A 23739-nucleotide genomic window follows, 5' to 3' on the forward strand; every position below is an offset into this window, starting at 1 on the left:
GGTGGGGTGGGGTGGTGTGGAAGTTGGTGACCTGGGGGGCGGGTGGGATGACAGTTCTTGACGTCGGAGGGTGTTGTGGGCCACAGTGGCTGCAGGCGGGTGGGGGGACCCGCCGCCAACGAGGCGAGGGGGCGTCGTGAGCAGGGAGCGGTCGCCCCGCCACCCACCGTGAAAGGACACGTGATGCTCGTACGACGTCTCAGGCAGTGGAGCCCGGCGCTGGGCGCCGCCGCCGCCGTCGCCCTCGTCGGCGGCTCGATCGGTGCCGCGACGTCGGCACCGCAGCCCGCCGCCGCACCGGCGGCCACCGAGCAGCCGGCCCAGTCCGGCCCGACGGTCGAGCTCGGTGTCGAGCGGCTGCTCTCGGACCCCGACCAGCTCGCGCTGCTCGACGGCAAGCGGGTCGGTCTCATCACCAACCCCACCGGCGTCGACTCCGAGCTCACCCACTCGATGGACCTCCTCATCGCCGGTGAGGCGGAGGGCAACTACGAGCTCACCGCGCTCTACGCACCCGAGCACGGCATCCTCGGCGGCGCGCCGGCCGGGGCGAGCGTCGAGAGCTACGTCGACCCGCGCACCGGCCTCACCGTGTGGTCGCTCTACGGTGCCACGCAGCGGCCCACGGAGGAGATGCTCGAGGACGTCGACGTCCTCCTCTTCGACATCCAGGACATCGGTGCGCGCTTCTACACCTACATCTGGACGATGTACTACGCGATGGACGCCGCCGCCGAGTTCGACAAGGAGTTCGTCGTCCTCGACCGGCCCAACCCGCTGGGGGACCGCATGGACGGGCCGGTCCTCGACCCCACCCTGTCCTCCTTCGTCGGGCTCCGTGAGATCCCCATGCAGCACGGCCTCACGGTCGGTGAGCTCGCCTCCCTCTTCAACGGGGAGCTCCTGGACGAGCCCGTCGAGGGCTTCCACGTCGTGGAGATGACCGGGTACGACCCCGACGACTTCGTCACCGGCTACGGGCTGGAGTGGGTGCTGCCCTCGCCGAACATCCCGACGATCGAGACGGCGTGGGCGTACGCGGGCACGGGCCTCATCGAGTCCCTCGACGCCTCCGAGGGCCGCGGTACGACGACACCCTTCCTGTGGATCGGGCACGGTGAGATCAACGAGCTCGAGGCCTACGAGCTCGCCGAGGACCTCAACTCCCGCGGACTCGAGGGCGTGCACTTCCGCCCGATGTTCGCCAACCCGACGTCGAGCAAGCAGGCCGGGCGCCTCTCCGGCGGCGTCCAGCTCCACATCACCGACCCGGCCGCCTACGTCCCCGTCCGGACCGGGCTCCACGTGCTCCAGGCCTTCTACGACACCGAGGGCGTGGACTGGCGCGAGGGCACCATCTACCCCGACCAGCGCTGCGAGACGGAGGCCGACACCTGCTGGATCGACCGCCTCACCGGCGACAAGGACGTGCGCCTGCAGCTGGAGGCCGGGGTCGACCCCGACGAGATCATCGCGGGCTGGCAGGACGAGCTCGCCGCCTTCGACGACGTCGCCGACGACTACCGGCTCTACGACGACGCGACCCTCACCCACCTGCGTACCGCGCTCGAGGGCTACGTCGCGGACGGCGCGGTCGCCGGCCCGATCGTCCGCCAGCTCACGACGGCACTCGACCAGGCCGAGCGGCATCTCGACGCCGGCCGCACCGAGCAGGCGGGGCGCTCGCTCGACCGGTTCCTCCAGCACCTCGACGCGCCCAAGCGGCCGGACACGCTGAGCGAGGAGGCGGCCACCGAGCTGCGGGAGCGCGCGGTGGCGCTGCGTGACTCCCTCTGACAGGGGTGGGCGGGCCCGGCACCTCAGCGCAGGTGCCGGGCCCGCCCACGCGCCCCTCGGCCCGCGGGCGCCGACAGCTCACCTGTCACCGAGAGCTGAGTTGTCGCCGAGAGCTGAGTTGTCGCCGACAGTCGAGCTGTCGCCGAGGACGCGGCCGGCGGCGAGGAGCCCGCGGTGGACCTGACCGCGATCGCCGCCGCCGCACGGCCGGACGCCCTGAGCACCCGGGAGGTCGACCGCGCGCGGCTGGCCCACGACGCCTCCCACTACCTCCTCCGCCCGAGCGCGGTCGTCACGGCCACGTCCGTGGAGCAGGTCGCCGCCGTCATGGCCGCGGCCGGTCGTTCCCCGGTCCCCGTGCCGCTCACCTTCCGCGCCGGCGGCACGAGCCTGTCGGGGCAGGCGGTGACCGACGGCGTCCTCGTCGACGTGCGCCGCCACCAGCAGGACGTCGAGGTGCTCGACGACGGCGCCCGCGTGCGGTGCCGCCCCGGCGCGGTCCTGCGGCGGGTCAACACGGCCCTCGCCCGCTTCGGCCGGCGCCTCGGCCCCGACCCGGCGAGCGAGATCGCCTGCACGATCGGCGGGGTCGTCGCCAACAACTCCTCCGGGATGACGTCCGGCACGGCGGCCACCGCCTACCGGACCCTCGACTCGATGGTCCTCGCCCTGCCCAGCGGCACGGTCCTCGACACCGCGGCCCCGGACGCCGACGCCCTCCTCGCCGCCCGCGAGCCCGGGCTGCACGCGGGACTTCTGCGCCTGCGGGACCACGTGCGCTCCCGCCCCGACCTGCGCCGCGCGGTCGAGCACCAGTTCTCGATGAAGAACACGATGGGTTACGGGCTCAACGCGCTGCTCGACCACGACACGGCCGTCGAGATCCTCGCCCACCTCGTCGTCGGCTCCGAGGGCACCCTCGGCTACCTCGCCGAGGTGACCCTGCGGACCGTGCCACTGCTGCCGCACGCCGCGACGGCGCTGCTCGTGCTCGACTCGATCGGGGCGGCGACCGCCGCGCTGCCCGCCGTCGCCGCGACCGGCGCGGTGGCCGTCGAGCTCATGGACGCCGCGGCCCTGCGGGTGGCGCAGCGTGACCCCGGTGCCGACCCGGTGCTGCGGGAGCTGGCGGTGGACGGGCACACCGCACTGCTCGTCGAGCTCCAGCACGCCTCTCCCGACGGCCTCGCCGGCCTGGTGGCCGGCGCCGAGCCGCTCCTGGCCGGGACCGCACCGGTCGTCGCGACGCCGCTGAGCACCGACCCGCGCTCGCGGGCGGCGATGTGGCAGGTGCGCAAGGGCCTGTACGCGGCCGTCGCCGGAGCCCGTCCCACCGGGACGACGGCGATGCTCGAGGACGTCGTCGTGCCCGGCCCCGCGCTGTCGGGGACGGTGCGCTCGCTGGAGGGGCTCCTCACCCGGTACGGCTACGCCGACGCGGTGACCTTCGGGCACGCCAAGGACGCCAACCTCCACTTCATGATCAGCCCGGACCTCGGCGACCCCCGCGCCCGGGACGCCTACGCCGCCTTCAGCGAGGAGCTCGCCGGTCTCGTCCTCGACGCCGGCGGCTCGCTCAAGGCCGAGCACGGCACCGGCCGGATGATGGCCCCGTTCGTCCGGCGCCAGTACGGCGACGAGCTGTACGAGGTGATGCGGGAGATCAAGCGGCTGTGCGACCCGCGCGGCGTCCTCGCGCCCGGCGTCGTCATCAGCGAGGACCCGACCATCCACCTGCGTGACCTCAAGCGCTACCCGCGGGTCCACCCCGAGCTCGACCGCTGCGTCGAGTGCGGCTTCTGCGAGCCCGCCTGCCCGTCGCGGCACACGACGACGACCCCGCGGCAGCGGATCGCGCTGCTCCGCGAGGCCGCCGACTCCGGCCCGGCGCGGCGCGCCGAGCTCGAGCGCGACTACGACTACGCCGCCGTCCAGACCTGTGCGGCCGACTCCCTGTGCCGGGTGGCCTGCCCCGTCGACATCGACACCGGCGCGGTGATGAAGCAGCGGCGGGCCGCGGCGAACGGGCCGGTCGCCCAGGCCGTCGGGCGTCGGCTGGCCCAGGCGTGGGAGCCGGCGACGGCGGCGCTCCGCGGCGCCCTCGCCGTCGCCGACCACGTGCCCGGGCCGGTCCTGGGCACGACGACGCGCGCCGCCCGCGCCGTCGTCGGGCAGCGGGGCCGGGACCTGCTCCCGCAGGTCGACGGCACGCTCCCGGGCCCCGGGCGCCCCCGCAGCACCCTCCCCGTCCCACCCGCCACCCCCTCGCCGACACCCGACATGCCGCCGCGAGCTGAGTTGTCACCGGCGCGGCACGACGCGGTGTTCTTCCCGGCCTGCATCGGCTCGCTCTTCGCGGCGGAGGGCGGCGGGCCGGGAGTGTCGGCCGCGTTCGCGGCGCTGTGCGACCGGGCCGGCATGCGGCTGGCCGTCCCCGAGGGCATCGACGGCCTGTGCTGCGGCACGGTCTGGGAGTCCAAGGGCCTCGTCGACGGTGCGGCCGCGATGGCGGCCCGGGTGGCCGAGTCCGTGTGGTCGCTGACCGACGGTGGTCGCCTGCCCCTCGTGTGCGACGCGACGAGCTGCACCCACGGTCTGGAGTCGATCGGTGCGCGGCTCACGGGGGAGGCGGCCGAGCGGTGGGCGCGGGTCCGCGTCGTGGACGCCGTGACCTTCACCAGGGAGCACCTGCTCGAGCGGCTCGAGGTCCCCACGACGGAGCAGCTCGACCGGCTCGCCGTCCACCCCACGTGCTCGGCCGTCCACCTCGGCGCCGTGGAGGACCTCGCCGCCGTCGCCGGCGCCGTGGCGCGCGAGGTGACGGTCCCCGTCGAGTGGGGCTGCTGCGGCACCGCCGGGGACCGCGGCATGCTGCATCCCGAGCTCCCCGCGGGCGCCACCGAGCGGGAGGCGGCCGAGCTCGCCGCCGTCGAGCGCGTGGACGGACCCTTCGACGCCTACGCGTCGTGCAACCGCACGTGCGAGATGGGCCTGAGCGCAGCGACCGGCCGCTCCTACCGCCACGTCCTGGAGCTCCTCGAGGAGGCCACGCGGTAGTCGCCCGAAAGTCCGACCCATCCGGGTGCCCGAGTGCTCCGAACCCCAGGTGACAGCGCAGGACCACCCTGGAGGAATGACATGAGCACGCTCCGCCCGACCCGCACCTCGGCCGCCGTCGCCGCCGCACTCGCGCTGACCCTGAGCCTTGCTGCCTGTGGCGCCGACACCGACGAGGACACCGGCGCCACGCCCACCCAGCAGGAGACCACGACGATGGCGCCGGAGCCCGACGCCATGGAGGACGGCGAGATGAGCGCCGTCATGCCCATGGGCACCGGCGACCCCTTCGCCGACGCCCGCACGGCCGCGCAGCACATGCCCGAGACCGCGGCGACGCTCGCGGCCGGGTTCGCCGCGGCGCTCGACATCCCCGGTGAGGTCGACTCCGACGCCGCCACGCTGCGAGCCACGATGACCTCCCTGCTGCAGGAGCACGTCTACCTCGCCGGGATCGCGGTCGCCACGGGCTACACGACCGGCCTGGACTCCCCGGAGTTCGAGGCCGCGGCGGCGACGCTCGACGACAACTCCGTCGCGCTCGCCGACGCCGTCGGCTCGCTCGCCGGCGACGAGCAGCGCGAGGCCTTCCTCGCCCTGTGGCGCGAGCACATCGGCTACTTCGTCGACTACGCGGCCGCCGCCGCGGAGGGCGACGACGCCGGGAAGGAGGCCGCCCTCGCGGACCTCCAGGCCTACACGCAGGACGCCGGAGCCTTCTTCGAGGAGGTGAGCGGGGGCGAGCTCCCTGCCGCGGACATCGCCGCCTCGCTCGAGATGCACGTGTCCACGCTCGGCGCCGCCATCGACGACCTCGCCGCGGGCAGCCCCGAGGCCTACGCCTCGCTCCGCGAGGCCGCCGCCCACGTCGGCGAGGGCGCCGCCGTCATCTCCGGTGGCCTGGCCACGGCGACCGACATGTCCGGGGACCCCGCGGACGAGGCAGCGACGCTCCGCGCCGACCTCACCGCCCTGCTCCAGGAGCACGTCTACCTCGCCGGCGTCGCCGTCTTCACCGCGTACACCGCCGAGGGCGGGACCGAGTCGGAGGCGTTCACCGCCGCCGCCGAGGTGCTCGACGCGAACAGCGTCGCCCTGTCCGAGGCGGTCGGCTCGCTCGCCGGCCCCGAGCAGGGAGAGGCCTTCCTCGGCCTGTGGCGCGAGCACATCGGCTACTTCGTCGACTACGCCGTCGCCGTCTCCACGGGTGACACGGAGGCCGCCGACGCCGCGCTCACCGAGCTCGACGCGTACCGCGGCGAGGCCGGCGCCTTCTTCGAGGAGATCTCCGGCGGCGAGCTCCCGGCCGACGCCGTCGCCGAGGGACTGGCGATGCACGTCCAGACCCTCGCCGGCGCCATCGACTCGCTCAACGCCGCGCTCGTCCAGGGCTCCTGACGGCTCCCCGGGCGGTGGGTGGGGCTCCCACCCGCCGCTCGGGACCGCGGTCGGGCACACTTGCCCGATGAGCTCCCTCGGTCCCGGTCGTGCCGGCACGCCGGCACCCCCGGGCACCCCGGACCTCGCCGCCCTCCTGGCGCGGGTGGCGGACGGGGACAGGGAGGCCTTCACCCTCGTGTACGACGCGACCGCTCCGGCCGTCTACGGCACGGCCCGGCGTGTGCTGCGCGACCCCGACCTCGCGGCCGAGGTCACCCAGGACGTCATGGTCGAGGTCTGGCGCACCGCCTCACGCTTCGACCCGGCGCGAGGCAGCGCCCGTGCCTGGGTGACGACCATGGGGCACCGCCGCGCCGTGGACCGCGTCCGGTCCGTGCAGGCCCAGCGCTCCCGCGACGACCTCGCGGCCCGGCGCGAGTACTCACCCCCCTTCGACGACGTCCAGGAGAGCGTGGAGCGCGACGTGGAGCAGACCCGGGTGCGCGAGTGCCTCGAGAGCCTGAGCGACCTCCAGCGCGACGCGGTCGTCCGGGCCTTCTACCGCGGACGCACCTACCGCGAGGTGGCCGACGACCTCAGCGTTGCGCTGCCCACGGTCAAGTCCCGGATCCGGGACGGTCTCACCCGACTTCGCCACTGCCTGGGGGTGGACGACCATGCGTGAGGACGAGGTGCGCGAGCTGCTGCCCGCCTGGGCGCTGGACGCGGTCACCCCCGAGGAGGCCGCCGCCGTCGAGCGTGCCGTGGCCGCGGACCCGGCGCTCGCCGAGGAGGCGCGAGCGCTGCGGGAGGTCGCCGCGCTCCTCGCGTCGGGCGCGAGCGAGGCCCCGCCCGAGGCGCTCCGCGCCGCTGTCCTCGACCGCGTCTCCCGGACTCCCCAGGACGCGGCCGGCACCGACTCCGAGGACGACGGCGTCGTCGTCGACCTCGCGCGGGTCCGTGCGCGACGGCGCGACCGGTGGCTGGTCGCCGCCGTCGTCCTCGCGGCGGCCGCTGTTCCCGGCGTCATCGCGGTCCAGCAGCACGAGCGCGCCACGCAGGCCGAGGAGCAGCTCACGACGGTGGCCGAGGCGCTCGCCGAGCCGGGAGCCCAGCTCCTCGCCGCGGACGTCGCCGGGGGCGGGCGTGCCGTCGCCGTCGTCGGGTCCGGCACGTCGGTGTTCTCCGCCCGCGACCTCCCTCCGCTCACGAGCGAGGAGGTCTACCAGCTGTGGGTCGTCGACGACGCCGGTGCACGGTCCGCCGGGGTGCTCACCGTGGCCTCGGGCCAGGCGAGTGCCGAGCTCGCGGGTCTCCCGGCCGGGGCGACGATCGCGATGACGGTCGAGCCCGAGGGCGGCTCGACCCAGCCCACGAGCGACCCGGTGGTCGCGCTCGCCGCGTCCGGTTGAGAACACCCGCCCGAGGCGGCGAAGAGGCGTGGCGTACAGTGGAAAGTGCCATAGTTTCGCCTCAAAGGAGATCCGTGACCGACCGTCCTGTCCGCCGCCGGAAGCCGCAGACGATCCTTGAGGTGATCCGCCGCGAGCAGCTGACCCCGCACATGGTGCGGCTCTACCTCGGCGGGCCGAACTTCTCCTCCTTCCAGCGCAGCGAGTGCACCGACAGCTACGTCAAGGTCTTCTTCGTCAAGCCCGAGCTCGGGCTCGAGCCGCCCTACGACGTCGCCGCCCTGCGTGAGCAGCTGGCGCCGGAGGACCTGCCGGTGACCCGCACCTACACCGTGCGCGAGGTCAACGAGGCGGAGCAGTGGCTGGCGATCGACTTCGTCGTCCACGGCGCGGAGGGGCTCGCCGGCCCGTGGGCCGAGCGGGTCCAGCCGGGCGAGCGCGTGGTCCTCTCCGGCCCCGGGGGCGCCTACCGGGCGGACCCGACGGCGGACTGGCACCTGTTCCTGGGGGACGAGTCCTCCCTCCCCGCGATCGCCGCGTCCCTCGAGGCACTGCCTGCGGACGCCGTGGGCGACGCGCTCATCGAGGTCGGCGGGCCGGAGGACGAGCTGCCGCTGCTGGCCCCGGCGGGCGTGGAGGTGCGCTGGCTGCACCGCGGCACCGCGCCGGCCGGCACGACGACGATCCTCGCCGACGCCGCAGCGACCCTGCCCTGGCGCGAGGGCCGGGTCTGCGCCTTCGCCCACGGCGAGCGCGAGGCCGTCAAGGCGCTGCGCGACGTCCTCTTCTCCCACCGGGAGCTCGAGCGTTCCCAGGTCTCGATCTCCGGGTACTGGGCCTACGGCCGCACCGAGGACAGGTTCCAGGCCGAGAAGCGCGAGCCGGTGGGCAAGATCTTCACCGACTGACGAATCAGTTGGGCACCAGGTGCGAAGCACCGCGCGTCGGCGTCATCCTACGTCGCGGGGCCCGTCCTCCTCACGGGAACCACGCCTCACACGCCCCCCGTGCGCTGACCCCGCGAGCCGCCGCTGCGCCGCAGTCTCCGCGCGCCTTCGCGCAGTGAGACAGCCTGGGTGGCGTGTCTCGCTAAGGAGGGCTGACTCCGCGCCGATAGGACGTCCTAGACGACGAACGGAGTGTCGGTGGACGGAATTCTCGCCATCTCGCAGCGCATGGCACAGATCGAGGTGACCCTCGGCGCGATCTCGGCCCCGCGCGTGCAGCCGGCCGCAGGCGCTGCCACAGCATTCTCAGAGATCCTCGCCCGCGCGGTCGCCGACACCGCCCCGGCCGGCACCTCCACCGTCGGAGCGTCCTTCGAGCTCAACGGCGACGGTGTGCCGGTCGAGCTCGCGGCGTACGGCAACGGCCGCATCCCGCGTGACGCACTCGAGCCGGTGGGCGCGACCGGCCACAGACTGTGGGCGCCCGCCGCTCAGTCGTTCGAGAAGCTCTTGTCGGCAGCTGCGGCCGACGGCGTCTCCATCGGCGTCACGGACTCCTACCGTTCCTACGACGTGCAGGTCGACGTCGTGCGGCGCAAGGGTCTGTACTCCGAGGGCGGGCTGGGCGCCAAGCCTGGGACCAGCCAGCACGGCTGGGGAATGGCCGTGGACCTCGACCTCGACCCATCGGCGCAGGCATGGATGCGTGCAAACGCCGCTCGGTTCGGGTTCGTCGAGGACACCCCCCGTGAGCCCTGGCACTGGGCGTTCCAGCCCTCCTGACGCTGGAAAAGCACCCAGATGTGAGAGCAGCCGCGACGCTCAACACTCCGTACGGACGCGTCCGACGTCCGGCGAGCTTGGAACGGTCGGCCACGCCGACGGCGAGAATGGGCGGCATGACGACGGTCCCTCCTGACGTGAACCTGCCCCGTGTGCTGGTCGTCGACGACGAAGCCCCGCTGGCGCGGCTGGCCGCCAGCTACCTGGAGCGTCACGGCTTCGAGGTCCAGGTCACCGGCGACGGAAGCGACGCGATCGAGCGGGCCCGTCAGTGGCGCCCGGGCGTCATCGTTCTCGACCTCGGGCTTCCCGGTGCTGATGGCATCGAGGTCTGCCGGACGGTGCGCACGTTCTCCGACTGCTACATCGTCATGCTCACCGCTCGCGTGGAGGAGGTCGACAAACTCATCGGGCTGTCGGTCGGCGCCGATGACTACGTCACCAAACCCTTCAGCCCACGCGAGCTCGTCGCTCGGGTGCGGGCGATGCTGCGCCGCCCACGCCAGGACACCGGGCCGCACGGGGCCGGTGCGTCGTTCGGGCCACTGACCATCGACCTGCTGGGCCGGGAGGCATTCATCGAGGGGAAACCCGTGGCGCTGACCCGCACCGAGTTCGATGTCCTCGCCGCCCTGGCCAGCCGCCCGACCATGGCCCTGTCCCGCCGCCAGCTCATCGAGCTGGTGTGGGGACCGGGCTGGGTGGGCGATGAGCACCTCGTCGACGTTCACATCGCTCACCTGCGGCGCAAGCTCGGGGATGACGCCACCGCGCCGAGGTTCGTCAAGACGGTGCGCGGCGTGGGCTACCGGATGGGCACCGGCCAGTGAGCGCCACACCACGCCGCCCGTGGGGGCTCGGCGCCCGCTTGCTCGCGGCGATCGTCGCGGTCGTCCTCGTCGCGGCCGCCACCGCATGGGCTGTCGCCGCCGCCATTGGCCCGGAGATCTTCCACGACCACATGCTCATGGCCGAGCCCGCGGACTCCTCAGTCGTCTCCCACGCGGAGGAGGCCTTCACCACCGCGTGGACGCTGTCGCTGTCCCTTGCACTGCTCGCCGCCCTCCTCACCTCGGTCGTCGTCAGTGTCTTCCTCACCCGGCGCATCGCCAGGTCGCTGGAAGGCGTACGGCAGGCCGCCGCCAGGGTTGCCAGCGGTGACTACGCCGCACGCGTGCCCGAGGTGCACATGGGCGGTGAGTTCGACGACCTCGCCGGCGCGTTCAACACCATGGCCGCTGACCTCGGAGAGATCGAGCAGACACGTACGCGCATGCTCGGCGACCTCGCCCACGAGATGCGCACCCCGGTCGCCACGCTCGACGGCTACCTCGAGGGCATCCTCGACGGTGTGGTCACGGCCGACGAACCAACGGTGGGGATGCTGCGCGAGCAGGTCGCGCGCCTGGCTCGCCTCGCCCAGGACATCACCCTGGTCACCGCCGCCGGGGAGGGACGCCTGAGCATGCACTGGCAGGCCCTCCAGGTCGGTGCGTTGCTCGACGACGCCGCGGCGCAGGCCGCCGCCAGGTTCACCGACAAGGGCGTCGAACTGAGGGTCGAGGCCACCGAGGAGGCCCGCCAGACGGTGCTCACGGCCGACCCCGACCGGCTCGGCCAGGTCCTCACCAACCTGCTGGACAACGCCGTGCGGCACACCCCCCAGGGAGGCCGGGTGCAGCTCGAGGCGCAGCGGGCGGGGTCCACGCTGCGCCTGTCGGTGCGCGACAGTGGCAGCGGGATCGCCGCCGAGCACCTGCCGCACCTCTTCGAGCGCTTCTACCGCGCCGACGCCGCCCGGGACCGCGCCCACGGCGGATCGGGCATCGGACTGGCCATCGTCAACTCCATCGTGCACGGCCATGGCGGCGCCGTGACCGCGACCAGCCCCGGTCCCGGCCACGGTGCCCTGTTCACCGTCGATCTGCCCGTGGTCGCCGACCCCCGGCCCGGTCACCGTTCACCCTGACCGGCCCCCGCCACGGATCCGCCTCGCGGAACCCGGTGGTGGCAACGTCCCTATTGGTGGTGCGTGGTCGCGGGCTCGTCGCGTCGGTCGACTGCCAGCGCCGTGCGGGCGGGATTGACCTGCGGAGCGCCGCGGGCCGCGGCGGTGCTGGCCTCGGGGCTGAGGTCCAGGCGGCGCAGCAGCTGGGCGTTGAGCGCGACGACGATGGTCGACAGCGACATGAGGATCGCGCCGACCGACATGGGCAGGACGAACCCGACCGGTGCCAGCACGCCCGCGGCCAGTGGCACGGCGGCGATGTTGTAGCCGGCGGCCCACCACAGGTTCTGCTTCATCTTGCGGTACCCGGCGCGGGAGAGCTGGATGACCGACAGCACCGAGCGTGGGTCGTCCGAGGCGAGGATGACGCCGGCGGAGGCGATCGCCACGTCGGTGCCCGCGCCGATCGCGATTCCGACGTCGGCCTGGGCCAGGGCGGGAGCGTCGTTGACGCCGTCACCGACCATGGCCACGATGCGGCCCTCGTGCTGCAGCTGGGCGACCTTCGCGCTCTTGTCCTCCGGGCGCACCTGGGCGAAGACTTGGTCGATGCCCAGCTCGGCGGCCACAGCCCGGGCCACCGGTTCGGCGTCACCGGTGATCATGACGACCAGGATGCCCAGCTGGTGCAGGGCCTCGACCGCCTGCCGCGATTCCTCGCGGACCTCGTCGGCCAGCGCGACAGCTCCGGCCACCTGCCCGTCGATCATCACATGCAGGACGGTGGCACCCGCCTGTGCCCACGACGCGGTCGCTGCCAGCGGCTCGGCGCCGTGCTGGGACAGCAGGGCAGGCCCGCCCACCTGGACCTCGCGGCCCTCGACGGTGGCGTGCACCCCCACGGCCGTCGCGGCACGGAAGTTCACAGCCGGGGGCGCCTGTATTCCGCGGTGATCGGCGGCTGCGACGATCGCCCGGGCCAGGGGGTGCTCGCTCTCGGCCTCGGCGGCCGCGGCCAACCGCAACAGCTCCTCGTTCTCATACCCGCCGGTCCCCGTGACACCGGTCAGCGCGGGCTCACCCTTGGTGAGGGTGCCGGTCTTGTCGAACAGCACCGTGTCGACCACCCGCATCCGCTCCAGGGCGCCACGGTCCTTGACGAGGACCCCGCCGCGGGCGGCGCGCTCGGTCGAGATCGACACCACAAGCGGGATCGCCAGGCCCAGGGCATGGGGGCAGGCAATGACCAGGACGGTGATCGCCCGCACCAGTCCGCTCTCCGGGACGCCGAGGGACACCCACACCACCGCGGTGATCGCCGCGGCGATGACCGCGTACCAGAACAGCCAGCCGGCGGCCTTGTCCGCCAGCAGCTGGGCGCGGCTGCTGGAGGCCTGCGCCTCGGCCACCAGCCGCTGGATCCCGGCCAGGGCGGTGTCCTGCCCCACGGCCGCGACCCGAACCCGCAGCGCGTTGTCGGTGGCCACCGTGCCGGCCACGACCTGGTCCCCCACTGCGCGCGGCACCGGCCGCGACTCCCCGGTGATCATCGACTCATCGACATCCGCGCCGCCGTCGATGACCTCACCGTCGGCCGGCACCCGCCCGCCCGGGCGAACGATGACGACGTCACCGAGACGAAGGTCGGCGGGGGTAACCGTGACGACCAGATTCCCCTCTACCCGCTCGGCCTCATCGGGCAGCAACGCGGCGAGTGAGTCCAGTGCGGAGGACGTCTGAGCCAGGGAGCGCATCTCCAGCCAGTGCCCCAGCAGCATGATGACGACGAGCAGCGCCAGCTCCCACCAGAAGTCCAGCTCGTGGGCGAACAGCCCCAGGCTGGCCCCCAGGGACGCGACGAAGGCGACGGTGATCGCCATCCCGATGAGCAACATCATCCCCGGCTTGCGGGAACGGAGCTCACCGACCGCGCCGGTGAGGAACGGGCGCCCACCCCACAAATAGATCACCGTGCCCAGCACCGGGGACACCCACTCCACCCCTGGCACGGCAGGCAGCGTGTAGCCGAGCAGGTCGGCGAACATCCCGTTCACCAGCACCGTGGGCACCGCCAGGGCCAGCATGATCCAGAACAGGCGACGGAACATGCCCACGTGGTCGCCGGGACCGCCGTGACCCGCGTGAGCGCCGTGAGCGTCGTGACCGCCGTGATGCGTGTGGACGTCGGGACCGCTGTCGTGACCGGGCTGCTCCGCGTGCTCATCGCGCACGGCCGAGTCATGTCCTGCGGCGGTCAGCGGGTCGGTGACACCCATGCCGGCAGTGGGCATCGCTTGCCCGTGCGTGGCTTCCCCTTCCCCATGCCCGCCTGCGCCACCCTGCGCGGAGTCATGGCGGACGTGTGCGCTGTGGTCCTCACCCTCCCGTGGCCGGTGCCCTGCGTGATCGTGGCCTGGTGGCGTACTCATGGCAACCCTCATTCCATCGTTCCGCATACCCCTGGAGGGTATATGCGCCTGTCATAAGGAGCCCGAGCAGCGATCCATTCCGACTCACCCGCACGAGGCAGAGATGTTCATCGACTCTTCATGAAAGGTCGATCGACTGCCCCACTCGGTCGATGCCTCTTCGGACCGCGGCAACTAATGGAAGAGGCTTCGTGTCAGCCACCATGGCACCTGCCGTCGCGCTGGACGGTGGCACCGTCTCCGAGGCCTACGGCACCCTTGGGGCTGGCATGCATTCCGGACTCACCGGACACGGCCTCGTCCTCATCGACGCCGACGGCAACCAGGTCTGGCCGGGCGACGACCCCTCGTTGGGGCCGGCCCCCGAGGACCTCCTGACGAGGCCCCGCTCCAAGACGCCGCTGACTGCCCCACGGGACGCGGTCCGCGCGCTGACGACCCCCCCAGAGCTGTGCATCCGCGAGGCGTCAGCGGCACGGGCTGACAGCGGGTGCCGTCGACGGGGCGAAGGCCGGCTGGACACACCTCAGTCCGTGTCGCACTGACGCTCTGCAGGTTCCTCGAAGGCCGGCACCGGGCGCGCCTGCGCTTCCTCCGGTGTCGCAGCCACCCCGTTCTCCGCGATGTCCTCGATGAGCCAGTCCATCTCAAAGATCTCGCGCCGCTGCGCCTCGCTGATCTCCACGGCAAGCTCACAGACCCGGACGTCCTCGAGCCCGGCTCGCTCCGACCGCGTAATGGCCAGGGAGTGGTGAGGAATCATCGCGCGCATGAAGGCGGAGTCGTCCACCGTTGCCTGGCTGCGGTCCAGCGCGATCCCGCCCGCCAGCAACCCGAGACTCACCACCACGACGACGACGTTCGCCTTGGCGTTCTTGTACATATCGAGCATCCAGGCGAGCATGACCAGCCCCATCGCGCCCCCCATGGTCACCGCCATGAAGACACGGCTCTGGCTGAAGCGGACGTGGCCCCACTCCCACGACCCGGCGAACATCACCCAGTACATAACGACCATCGCCGTCAGGAGCATCGCAGCGAACCGCAGGTACATCTTCATGCTCGGAGTCCGCGAGTGGCTGTCGTGGTTGTCATCGTTCGCGTGTTCGTGCTCGGCCATGGGAAACACCCTCCTTCTCATTCAGCGCTGGGGTCCTCATCGTTGCCTCGCTCGCGGGTGCCGTCCTGCTATTGAGGCCGACATGGACCGGCAGGCGAGCCTGCGCTCGCCCGCCGGCGGATCAGAACCTCACAGGCCCTGGAGGAGTTCCTCCATCTCGTTGATCTCGGCCTGCTGGTCATCGATGATCTTCTGGGCGAGTGCCAGCGCCTGGGGGTTCTCCCCACTGTCGAGCTCGTCCTGAGCCATGTCGACCGCGCCGCGGTGGTGGGCGATCATCAGCTCGAGGAACCGCTGGTCGAACCCGGCGCCGGACAGCGACTCAAGCTCGGCCATGGCCTCGTCCTGGCTCATCCCCTCCATGTCCATGCCGCCGTGGTCCATGCCCTCGTGGCCCATCGGGGAGGTCTCCTCACCCCAGCTCTCGAGCCAGGACGTCATCTGCTCGATCTCCGGGCCCTGCGCCGCGGAGATCCGCTCCGCGAGGGAGCGCACCTCCTCGCTGCCGGCCTTCTCCACGGCCAGGTCGGCCATCTCGACGGCGCCATCGTGGTGGACGAGCATCATCTGGGCGAACATCGTGTCCGCGTCGTTGTGCACGTCCTCGACCTGCGTCGCGCTGTCGGTCGTCTCCTCCGTGGCGGTGCCCGCAGCCGGCTCCTCCGGTGTGGTCTGTTCGCCGTTACCGCACGCGGCCAAGGCGAGAGTCAGCGCAACCCCGCCGGCAACGGCGCAGAGTCGGGTCCTGAGTGTCACGAGCGTCTCCATCTGCTCAAAGTGACCGACGGGGCGAGAAGGCACGGCCGCAGCCGGCGAGCCCATCGGTGAGGCGTGAAGGAGGCTAACCACGCGCCGGGTGGAGGCACCACGCCGGGCAGCCGCTCACGGGTATTCTTCATCGAGTCTTCATCCCGGTGCTCCTGGCACGGGGACCCGGAGCGTCCGGTCGGGGTCATCTGCCCCCAGCACCGACCCCAACCCATGTGGCCGCGCCCAACGCCAACGCCAGGATCAGGGCCGAACAGTTGGTGGGTGGCCCGCAGTCACCTGCGGGCCACCCACCGTCGCTCAGCCCACTCGGATGAACGTTGGGTTCGCCTTGTAGATGTCACGCACCGACAGTGGGTTACCCGGGCTGTAGGCCGCGATGTACTGCCCACTCCCGACGTAGATGCCTACGTGACCGGGCCACCACACGAGGTCACCGGGCTGGGCCTGGGAGGCGGAGATCTGCGTGCCCGCGTTGCGCTGCGCCGAGGAGGACCGTGGGATGGAGGTGCCCGCCTGGGCGTAGACGTACTGGGTGAACCCCGAGCAGTCGAAGCCCGCCGGGGTCGACCCGCCCCACACGTAGGGGGTGCCGATGTACTGGTAGGCGATGTCCAGGACCGCGTTGCCCGACGTGTTGGCCGGGGCGGCCTCGCTGCGGGCCGCCGAGCGTGAGGCAGAAGCGCTCTCCCGCTCGATGCCGTTCGCCGACGAGGTGGCCGTGGTGGGGGCCGCTCCGCTGGCCTGGCCCTGGGGGATGGTCAGCACCTCTCCGACGATGATCAGGGCCTGCGCGTTCAGGCCGTTCGCCGCGATGATCGCCGAGATCGGGCTGTCGTAGCGCTGCGCCAGCTTCCCCACGGTGTCTCCCGACACGACGGTGTGGGTGACCTGCGCCGCGTCACCGGTCTGCGTGCTCGCCGTCGCCTGGGTGTCGACGACCGGGGGGTCGGGGTGGACCGGTTCCATCGCGGTGGCGGTGGTGGTGGCCATGGTCAGCACCAGGCCGGAGGACGCCGCGGCAAGCGCGGCACGGCGGGCGGCCGGACCCGTCAGGCACGGGCCCAGGGATGAGAATGCGGTGACGGGACGGCCCTCGGCGCGGTGCCGTCCACGGGTGTGGCTAGATGTCACGGGTAAACCTCTCCAGGTCGCCTACGAGGTCAGCTGTCGGGTTCGGGTAGGAGCACACCCGGCTCGGTCATCGAGCTTCACCCCAAGGACCTGCACGCAGGCCCACATTGGGTTCCCCGTCCCTGCCACGGACGATCGAGGACCACGGTGCGGTGGCAGGGCTCGGCGTCCGCACGTGGGCTTCCCGGTGAAGGGGGCGGGAAGCAGGAGCGACGCTACACACCCCGACCTCGAGGATCACGGTTCGATAACGGCCTCGGGGAAGACTTCATCAAACCTTCATCACCACCACGTCTCCTGCCCAGGCACTTTCACGGCCTCTCCCATGACGTCGCGAGCCCCGACCGAACACGGGGCAAGCGAGCGGCGACGGAGCACGAGCAGTGAGAACTGCGGAGACGATCACCACTCACCCCGGCGAGATCGGCCTCGACCGCGATCTGCTGGCCCGGGCGGTCGATGCCCCCGTGGCGCGTGCGCCGCCTGTACCGCCAGGAGGGGCATCTCGCTCAGCGGCAGCCTGCCGCACACGATGAACCCGGCGCGCTCGATGAAGCCCATGGTCTCTGCCGGTCCTCCTCCAGCGCAGGGGCCGCAGGTCCTCCATGGTGCGGGTGATCATCGCCAGCCCTACCCCCACCGTACGGTTGGGGCGAGTGAGGTGCTCGACCCGGTCCACCGGCCCGGCACCGGCCCTGAGCGCCTGGTGGAGCTCACCGAGGACGACGACGTCGTGCCGCCGCGTCTCCAGGCCAGGGTCGAAGGCGACCCGGACGGCCTTGACTGGCCATCACGTGCATTCTCCGGTCAGTCAGGGGAGCCGGGCGGTGAGCTCCCGTCATCTGACCGGCGGACGGTGAGCAGCGGCTCGGCCGGCTGGAGGTCACCGGTCAGGGCGCGGCGGGCGAGGAGCTCGGCGCCGTCAAGCGACGTGCCGCGCGGCGGTTCGAGGACGACGTCGGGCCGCAGGCGCGTCAGCTCCTCCAGCATCGTCTCGAGCACCAGCGCGGCGCCGAAGACTCCGCCCGTCCACGACGCGACCGGGGGGACCGGCGCCCGCAGCGCGGCCACGAGGCTGCGGGCGAGCTCGCGACCGGCACGCCGCAGGATCTCCCGGGCCACGCCGTCGTCGTCCGCCGCGAGGGCGACGACGTCGGGGACGACGGAGGCGAGCACCCCCGCCCGGTCCTCGCGCGTGTAGATCTGCCGCGGCCACGACTCCGGCACCCCGAGCCGGGCGACCGTGGCGGCGAGGAGGCCCGCGGCGTCGGTGCGTCGGCCGTCGTGCTGCTCGAGCGCCGTCTGCAGCGCCTGCATCCCGATCCACGCGCCCGAGCCGGCGTCGCCGAGGACGTGGCCCCAGCCGTCGACCTTGCGCCAGCAGCCGGCGAGGTCGGTGCCCACCGCCGTCGAGCCGGTGCCGGTGAGGACGACGGCGCCCGCCCGGCCGTCGAGCGCACCGACGGCGGAGGTGACGGCGTCGGAAGCGACGACGGTCGGCAGGTCGCCGAGGACCGAGCGGACGGCGTCGAGCACCACCTGCGGCCCGTCCGAGAGGGTGAGGATGCCGCTGGAGCCGACGCACACGGCGTCGACGTCCCCGGCCCGGGCACCGAGTCGCTCCACGAGCGCGGTGACGAGCGGCGCCGCGACGAGGCCGCCCGCGCTCACCCGCAGGCGCTCACCGCTCGCCTCCCGCGCGCCACCCGGGCCGGCCAGGCGCGCGCGGGAGCCGGAGCCGCCGAGGTCGACGGCGAGGACCGTGCTCACGCCGCTACTTTCCCATCCCCGCCGTCAGGCCGGCGATGATCTGCCGGGTTGCGACGAGGAACAGGAAGATGAGCGGCACGGTGGCGATGACGAGCCCGGCGAAGAGGGTGGACCAGTCGGTCTGGTACTCCCCGAAGAAGCTCGTCAGGCCCACCGGCAGCGTGTACTTGTCCTGGTTGCGGATGAGGATGAGCGGGTAGAAGAAGTCGTTCCAGATCGGTACGAAGCGGAAGACGACCACCGTCGCGATCGCCGGGCGCACGAGCGGGGCCATGACGCTCCAGAACATCCGGAACGGTCCGGCGCCGTCCAGGCGCGCCGCCTCCTCCAGCTCACCGGGCAGCTGCCGGAAGAAGGTGGTGAGCACGAAGACCGAGAACGGCACGCTCACCGCCGCGTAGACCATGACGAGCCCGGTCCGGGTCGAGACGAGCCCGAAGGAGTCGAGCAGGTAGAAGATCGGGACGATCATGAGGAAGACCGGCATCATGAGGCCCGAGACGAAGACCGCCTCGATGACCGACATGAGCCGCCCCTTGGCGCGGGCCAGGGCGTAGGCCGCGAGCAGCGACACCGCCGTCGCGATGACCACCGAGGAGACGGTGACGACGATCGAGTTGAGGAAGTACGTCGAGAACGACGCCTCGACCCACGCCCGCTGGTAGCTGGTGAAGTCCGGCTGCAGGGGCAGGCCGAGCGGCTGGGTGGCCAGGTCCCGGTTCGTCCGCAGCGAGTTGAGCAGCATGATGAGCAGCGGCACGACGGCGACGGCGGCGTAGAGCCACAGCGCCGTCGTCGTCACCGCCGCGGCCCAGCCCCGGTCCCGGCGCCCGCGGCGCGGACGCTCGGTGGGGTCGGCGACGACGGGCGGCAGACCGTCGGGACGGCGCGTCGCGGGGGCAGCGGTCACTGGCCCAGCCTCCTCTCGGTGCGACGGAACCACCGGGTGAAGACCGTCGAGAGCACGAAGATGAACAGGAAGAGCAGGATCGCGATCGCCGAGGACGTGCCGATGGCGTTGGACGAGCCGGACTCGAAGGCCGTCCGGTAGAAGACGAGCGACAGGACGTCGGTCGCCCCCGCCGGCGCGCCGGTGGACCCACCCAGGGCGTAGGGGATCGGGAAGGCCTCCATCGAGAAGATGAAGGTGAGGACGCTGACCGTCCCGATGACCGGCGTCATGAGCGGCAGCGTGATCGCGAAGAAGCGCTGCGGGCCGGAGGCGCCGTCGAGCTCGGCGGCCTCGTCCAGCTCGGGCGCGAGCCCGCCGAGGGCAGCCCCGTACAGGAGGAGCGGGAAGCCCACCCACTGCCACGCGGTCACGAGCACGACGACCCACAGCGCGGTGCCCGGCGTCCCGAGCCAGGGCAGGGCGAGGGAGTCCAGGCCCACCGCCTTGAGGGCGGCATTGACCGGGCCGAACAACGGGGAGAGCAGCAGCGACCACAGGTAGCCGACGACGAGGGGGCTCACGAGGTAGGGCATCGTGAAGAGCACCTGGAAGAAGCGCCGGAAGCGGGCGCGGCGGTGGAGGATCACGGCGAAGAGCAGGCCCACGGAGTTCTGCACGACCATCGCGCCGCCGAACAGCAGGAGGTTGTGCCCGAAGGCCCGCGGCAGCGTCGAGCGGTACGGCTCGGAGGTGAAGAGGTTGACGAAGTTCGCCAGCCCCACGAACTCCTCCTGACTGGTGCCGCGCCACGAGTACATCGAGTAGGTCACCGCGGTGACCATCGGGTAGAGCACGAAGATGGCGAACAGCACCGCCGCGGGGGCGATGAACAGGAGCGCGACCCGGGTGGGCAGCGCCGCCGTCGTCAGCCGACGACGACGGCGCTGCCCCGGCTCCACGGCAGCCGTCTGTGCGGGGGTGGTCGTCACTGGCCCGGGGTGAACCACTCTGCGAGGCCGTCGTTGACGTCCTGCGCGACCTGCGCCGGGTCCTTGTCACCGAGGAACAGCTCCTGGACGCCGGCGCCGAGGAGATCGGTGCCGCTCGGGTCGCCGTACCGGAAGTTGACGAGCTGGAGGTAGGGGGCGGGGTTCTCCTGGTACAGGTCCCACATCTCCTGCATGAGCGGGTCCTCGAAGGTGACGCCGGGGACGGGGGAGAACTGCTTGAGGTCGTTGGCGACCATCTGCCCGAACTCCTGGGTGGCGAGCCACTGGATGAGCGTCTCGGCCTCCTCCGGGTGGGCGCTGTTGGCGCTCAGGCCCCAGTTGCCGTCGGCGTAGGCCGGGGTGACGGGGTGGTCGAGCGCCGCGCCCGGGGGCGGGGGAACCTGGAAGACGCCGAGCTCCATGTCGGGGTTCTCCGCCTGGAAGAAGGCGAGCTCGAAGGAGCCGCCGGGGAACATCGCGGCCTGCTCGGTCGTGAAGAGCACCTGGGACTCGGTGTAGCTGACGCCGACGACGTTCTCGGGCATGTACTCCTGCACGTCGACCACGGTCTGCAGGGAGTCGACGTAGGCCTGGTCGGTGAGGTCGGTGTCCCCGGCGAGGACGGCCTCCTCGAACTCCGCACCGCCGTACTGTGCCGAGCCGAGGATGTCGTGGACGATCGGCATCATCCACGCGTCCAGCCCACCGACCGACATCGGGGTGACGCCCGCCTCGGTGAGAGTCTCGTTGACCTCGAGGAACTCCTCCCAGGTGGTCGGCTCCTCCAGGCCGTGCTCCTCAAAGATCGCGGTGTTGTAGTACATCTGCAGCGTCTGGGAGGCGAAGGGCACGCCGTAGGTCTGCCCGTCCTCACGGCCGAGCGCGCCGGCGAGGATCGTCCCGTCGAACTCGCTCACCTCGGGGACGATGTCGTCCAGCGCCACGAGGTTGCCGCCCTCGACGAGCGGCTGGAGCAGGCCGTAGCTGCGGACCTGCGCGACGTCGGGGCCGTCGCTGCCGGTGAGCCCGGTCTGGAGGATCTGGTTGTACTCGGTGTTGACGAAGGCCTGGAAGTTGACGGTGATGCAGGGGTTCTGCTCCTCGAAGACGTCGAAGATCGTCTCGTAGGCGTCGGCGTCCTCGGTGCGCCAGGACCACACCCGCAGGCTGACGTCCTCGGCGCACTCCCCGCCGTCGGCCGTCTGCTCCGAGCCGGCGTCCTGGTCGTCGGGGTCGGGGGCGTCCGACGACGGCGCGCACGCGGCGAGGAGGAGGAGGCTGGAGACCGCTGTCGCGGCGAAAATGCGGCGTTGCATCATGGTTCCCTTCGTGACGGGCTGCTGGGGGTCGGTGCGGGCAGGGACTGCACGGCGGTGCGGACGACACCGTCGGCGGCGGTGAGCGCGGTGCGTGCGGCAATGGGGTCGGTGCCGGCGAGGATCATGACGAGCGCGACCTTGAGGTCGCCGTCCGCCTCCTCCAGCGCGGCCTCGCAGGCGGGGCGCCCGAGCCCGGTGGCCTGGGTGAGGATCGTGACGGTTCGCGCCCGGAGCTTCTCGTTGGTCGCGACCATCGACACCATGAGGTTGGACCAGGTGCGCCCGAGGCGGACCATGAGCGCGGTCGAGAAGCTGTGCAGGACGAGCTTCTGCGCGGTGGCCGACTTCATCCGGGTGGATCCGGTCAGCGCCTCGGGGCCGGTCTCGAGGACGATCGGGACGTCGACGTCGTCGAGCAGCCGGGCGCGCGGGTTGGACGTGACGAGGGCGGTGAGGGCGCCGCGCTCGCGGGCGTGGGCGAGCGCGCCGGCCACGTACGGGGTGCGGCCGGACGCCGCGAGGCCGACGACGACGTCGTGCTCGCGCACGTCCGCGACGGCGTCGGCTCCCGCGGCGCGGTCGTCCTCGACGTTCTCGGCGGCACGCACGATGGCGGGCGGCCCGCCGGCGAGGTGGGCGGTGACGACGCCCTCCTCCAGGTGGAAGGTCGGCAGCAGCTCGGCGGCGTCGACGACACCGAGGCGCCCGCTCGTGCCGGCGCCGACGTAGTGGACGGTGCCACCGGCCCGGACCCGCTCGGTCGCGCCGTCGACGAGGCGGGCGAGGTCGGGGAGGCTGGCGGCGACGGCGTCCGGGACGAGCCGGTCCTCGGCGTTGATGAGGGTGAGCAGCTCGAGGGTGTCCACGACGTCGAGGTCGACGGTGGCGAGGTTGCGCTCCTCGGTGGGCGAGTCGACGGTGACACCCCAGCGGGTGCCCTCTCCTGGCGACATCGCGACTCCTGTTCGGTGGTGCTCCCGGCGCTGGGCCCGTGACAGTCTTGCTCCCGAGGACGATGCCGCCTCATCCGGGGGATGTCAAGGACTTACCTCCTTGTAGGCTAGATGCAAACTTAGTTTCACGACGAAGGATGGACCTCATGGCCGAGTCAGCCCCGCCGGACGGCGCCGCGCTCGTGAGCCGGATCGGCGCGCTGCTGCCCGAGCTGCGCCCTGCCGAGCGACGCGTGGGGGAGGCGGTCGTCGCCGACCCGACCTCCGTGGCACGTGAGTCCATCACGGCGCTCGCCGAGCGCTGCCGCACGTCGGCGCCGACGGTCGTGCGCTTCGCCAAGCGGATGGGCTTCTCCGGCTACCCGCAGCTGCGGCTGGCGCTGGCGAAGGCGGCCGGCATCGAGGAGGGGCGCACCGCCCGCGGGCCCATCTCGGGAACGCTCGACGCGGGGGACACCCTCGAGCAGGTGGTCGCGAAGATCGGCTACGCCGACGCGCGCGCCGTCGAGGACACGACCGCCATGCTCGACATCCCCGCCCTCGAGGCGGCGGTCGACGCGCTCGTCCGAGCACGCCGGATCGACATCATCGGCGTCGGGGCGAGCGGCGTCACCGCGATGGACCTGTGCCAGAAGCTCGCGCGCCTCGGGCTCAGCGCCGTCGACCACCACGACCGTCACGCCGCCCTCACCGCCGTGTCGCTGCGCGGGCCGGGCGACGTCGTCATCGCCGTCTCGCACTCCGGCAGCACCCCGGACGCCATCGCCCCCGCGCGCCTGGCTGCCGAGCAGGGCGCGACGACGATCGCCATCACCAACCACCCCGGCTCGAAGCTCGCGCAGACCGCCGACATCTCCCTCGTGACGACCACAAGGGAGACGACCTTCCGCTCGGGTGCGATGGCGAGCCGGATCGCCCAGCTCGTCGTCGTCGACTGTGTGTTCGTCGGGGTCGCGATGCGCGACATGACCGCCACCCGCTCGGCGCTGGACGCCAGCTTCAAGGCCGTCGCCGACCTGTAGCGCCGCGCCGGTCTAGCAT

19 protein-coding genes and 1 riboswitch are annotated in these 23739 nt (G+C 72.3%); of the genes, 10 read left to right on the forward strand and 9 right to left on the reverse strand.

The window, feature by feature from the left end:
* The first annotated feature begins 183 nt into the window (after positions 1-183).
* From GD632_RS04285 to GD632_RS04325, 9 genes are all read left to right on the forward strand, one after another.
* The gene (locus tag GD632_RS04285) at positions 184-1797 is read left to right on the forward strand and encodes an exo-beta-N-acetylmuramidase NamZ family protein (RefSeq protein WP_152189063.1); all 1614 of its coding nucleotides are present in this window, start codon (positions 184-186) and stop codon (positions 1795-1797) included.
* 174 nt (positions 1798-1971) lie between these two features.
* The gene (locus GD632_RS04290) at positions 1972-4854 is read left to right on the forward strand and encodes an FAD-binding and (Fe-S)-binding domain-containing protein (RefSeq protein ID WP_152189066.1); all 2883 of its coding nucleotides are present in this window, start codon (positions 1972-1974) and stop codon (positions 4852-4854) included.
* 81 nt (positions 4855-4935) lie between these two features.
* Positions 4936-6252, forward strand: a complete 1317-nt coding sequence (locus GD632_RS15900) for a copper amine oxidase (RefSeq protein WP_193311333.1) — start codon at positions 4936-4938, stop codon at positions 6250-6252.
* A 67-nt stretch (positions 6253-6319) separates the two neighbouring features.
* Complete coding sequence (sigK, locus tag GD632_RS04300; protein ID WP_152189069.1) at positions 6320-6919, forward strand: ECF RNA polymerase sigma factor SigK; 600 nt, start codon at positions 6320-6322, stop codon at positions 6917-6919.
* The gene (locus tag GD632_RS04305; protein WP_152189071.1) at positions 6912-7646 is read left to right on the forward strand and encodes an anti-sigma factor; all 735 of its coding nucleotides are present in this window, start codon (positions 6912-6914) and stop codon (positions 7644-7646) included. The genes sigK and GD632_RS04305 overlap by 8 nt, the downstream gene beginning before the upstream one ends.
* A 74-nt stretch (positions 7647-7720) precedes the next feature.
* Entirely contained in the window at positions 7721-8554 is an 834-nt protein-coding gene (locus tag GD632_RS04310; protein WP_152189073.1) for a siderophore-interacting protein, read from the forward strand.
* 267 nt (positions 8555-8821) lie between these two features.
* Complete coding sequence (locus GD632_RS04315) at positions 8822-9376, forward strand: M15 family metallopeptidase (protein ID WP_226924543.1); 555 nt, start codon at positions 8822-8824, stop codon at positions 9374-9376.
* A gap of 107 nt (positions 9377-9483) precedes the next feature.
* Positions 9484-10206: a response regulator transcription factor gene (locus tag GD632_RS04320; RefSeq protein WP_152189077.1), complete on the forward strand. Its 723-nt coding sequence runs from the start codon at positions 9484-9486 to the stop codon at positions 10204-10206.
* Positions 10203-11345 (forward strand): HAMP domain-containing sensor histidine kinase, encoded by a 1143-nt coding sequence (locus GD632_RS04325; protein WP_152189080.1) that lies wholly within the window; start codon positions 10203-10205, stop codon positions 11343-11345. The genes GD632_RS04320 and GD632_RS04325 overlap by 4 nt, the downstream gene beginning before the upstream one ends.
* Positions 11346-11395: 50 nt before the next feature.
* Here GD632_RS04325 and GD632_RS04330 read toward each other — a convergent pair whose 3' ends face one another.
* The 9 genes from GD632_RS04330 to murQ form a co-directional block, all read right to left on the reverse strand.
* The gene (locus tag GD632_RS04330; protein WP_405002517.1) at positions 11396-13753 is read right to left on the reverse strand and encodes a heavy metal translocating P-type ATPase; all 2358 of its coding nucleotides are present in this window, start codon (positions 13751-13753) and stop codon (positions 11396-11398) included.
* A gap of 526 nt (positions 13754-14279) precedes the next feature.
* The gene (locus tag GD632_RS04340; protein ID WP_193311352.1) at positions 14280-14813 is read right to left on the reverse strand and encodes a DUF305 domain-containing protein; all 534 of its coding nucleotides are present in this window, start codon (positions 14811-14813) and stop codon (positions 14280-14282) included.
* Between the two features lie 189 nt (positions 14814-15002).
* On the reverse strand, positions 15003-15629 hold the full coding sequence (locus GD632_RS04345) for a DUF305 domain-containing protein (RefSeq protein WP_226924550.1): 627 nt from the start codon (positions 15627-15629) through the stop codon (positions 15003-15005).
* Positions 15630-15941: 312 nt separating this feature from the next.
* Positions 15942-16634: a C40 family peptidase gene (locus tag GD632_RS04350; protein WP_226924552.1), complete on the reverse strand. Its 693-nt coding sequence runs from the start codon at positions 16632-16634 to the stop codon at positions 15942-15944.
* 144 nt (positions 16635-16778) lie between these two features.
* Positions 16779-16952: riboswitch (cyclic di-AMP (ydaO/yuaA leader) on the reverse strand.
* Between the two features lie 630 nt (positions 16953-17582).
* Positions 17583-18545: an N-acetylglucosamine kinase gene (locus GD632_RS04355; protein ID WP_152189087.1), complete on the reverse strand. Its 963-nt coding sequence runs from the start codon at positions 18543-18545 to the stop codon at positions 17583-17585.
* Between the two features lie 4 nt (positions 18546-18549).
* The gene (locus tag GD632_RS04360; RefSeq protein ID WP_226924554.1) at positions 18550-19455 is read right to left on the reverse strand and encodes a carbohydrate ABC transporter permease; all 906 of its coding nucleotides are present in this window, start codon (positions 19453-19455) and stop codon (positions 18550-18552) included.
* Positions 19452-20426, reverse strand: a complete 975-nt coding sequence (locus tag GD632_RS04365) for a carbohydrate ABC transporter permease (protein ID WP_226924555.1) — start codon at positions 20424-20426, stop codon at positions 19452-19454. Before GD632_RS04365 ends, GD632_RS04360 begins: the two co-directional genes overlap by 4 nt.
* Positions 20423-21742: an ABC transporter substrate-binding protein gene (locus GD632_RS04370; protein ID WP_152189089.1), complete on the reverse strand. Its 1320-nt coding sequence runs from the start codon at positions 21740-21742 to the stop codon at positions 20423-20425. Before GD632_RS04370 ends, GD632_RS04365 begins: the two co-directional genes overlap by 4 nt.
* Positions 21742-22698, reverse strand: a complete 957-nt coding sequence (murQ, locus tag GD632_RS04375; protein ID WP_152189091.1) for an N-acetylmuramic acid 6-phosphate etherase — start codon at positions 22696-22698, stop codon at positions 21742-21744. Before murQ ends, GD632_RS04370 begins: the two co-directional genes overlap by 1 nt.
* Before the next feature lie 146 nt (positions 22699-22844).
* Between murQ and GD632_RS04380 the strand changes: the two genes are divergently transcribed.
* Positions 22845-23720 carry a MurR/RpiR family transcriptional regulator gene (locus GD632_RS04380; protein WP_152189093.1) on the forward strand — a complete coding sequence of 292 codons (876 nt, stop codon included), beginning with the start codon at positions 22845-22847 and terminating at the stop codon, positions 23718-23720.
* Positions 23721-23739 lie beyond the last annotated feature (19 nt).

The sequence above is a fragment of the Georgenia satyanarayanai genome, from assembly GCF_009193135.1.
Classification (GTDB): Bacteria; Actinomycetota; Actinomycetes; order Actinomycetales; family Actinomycetaceae; genus Oceanitalea; species Oceanitalea satyanarayanai.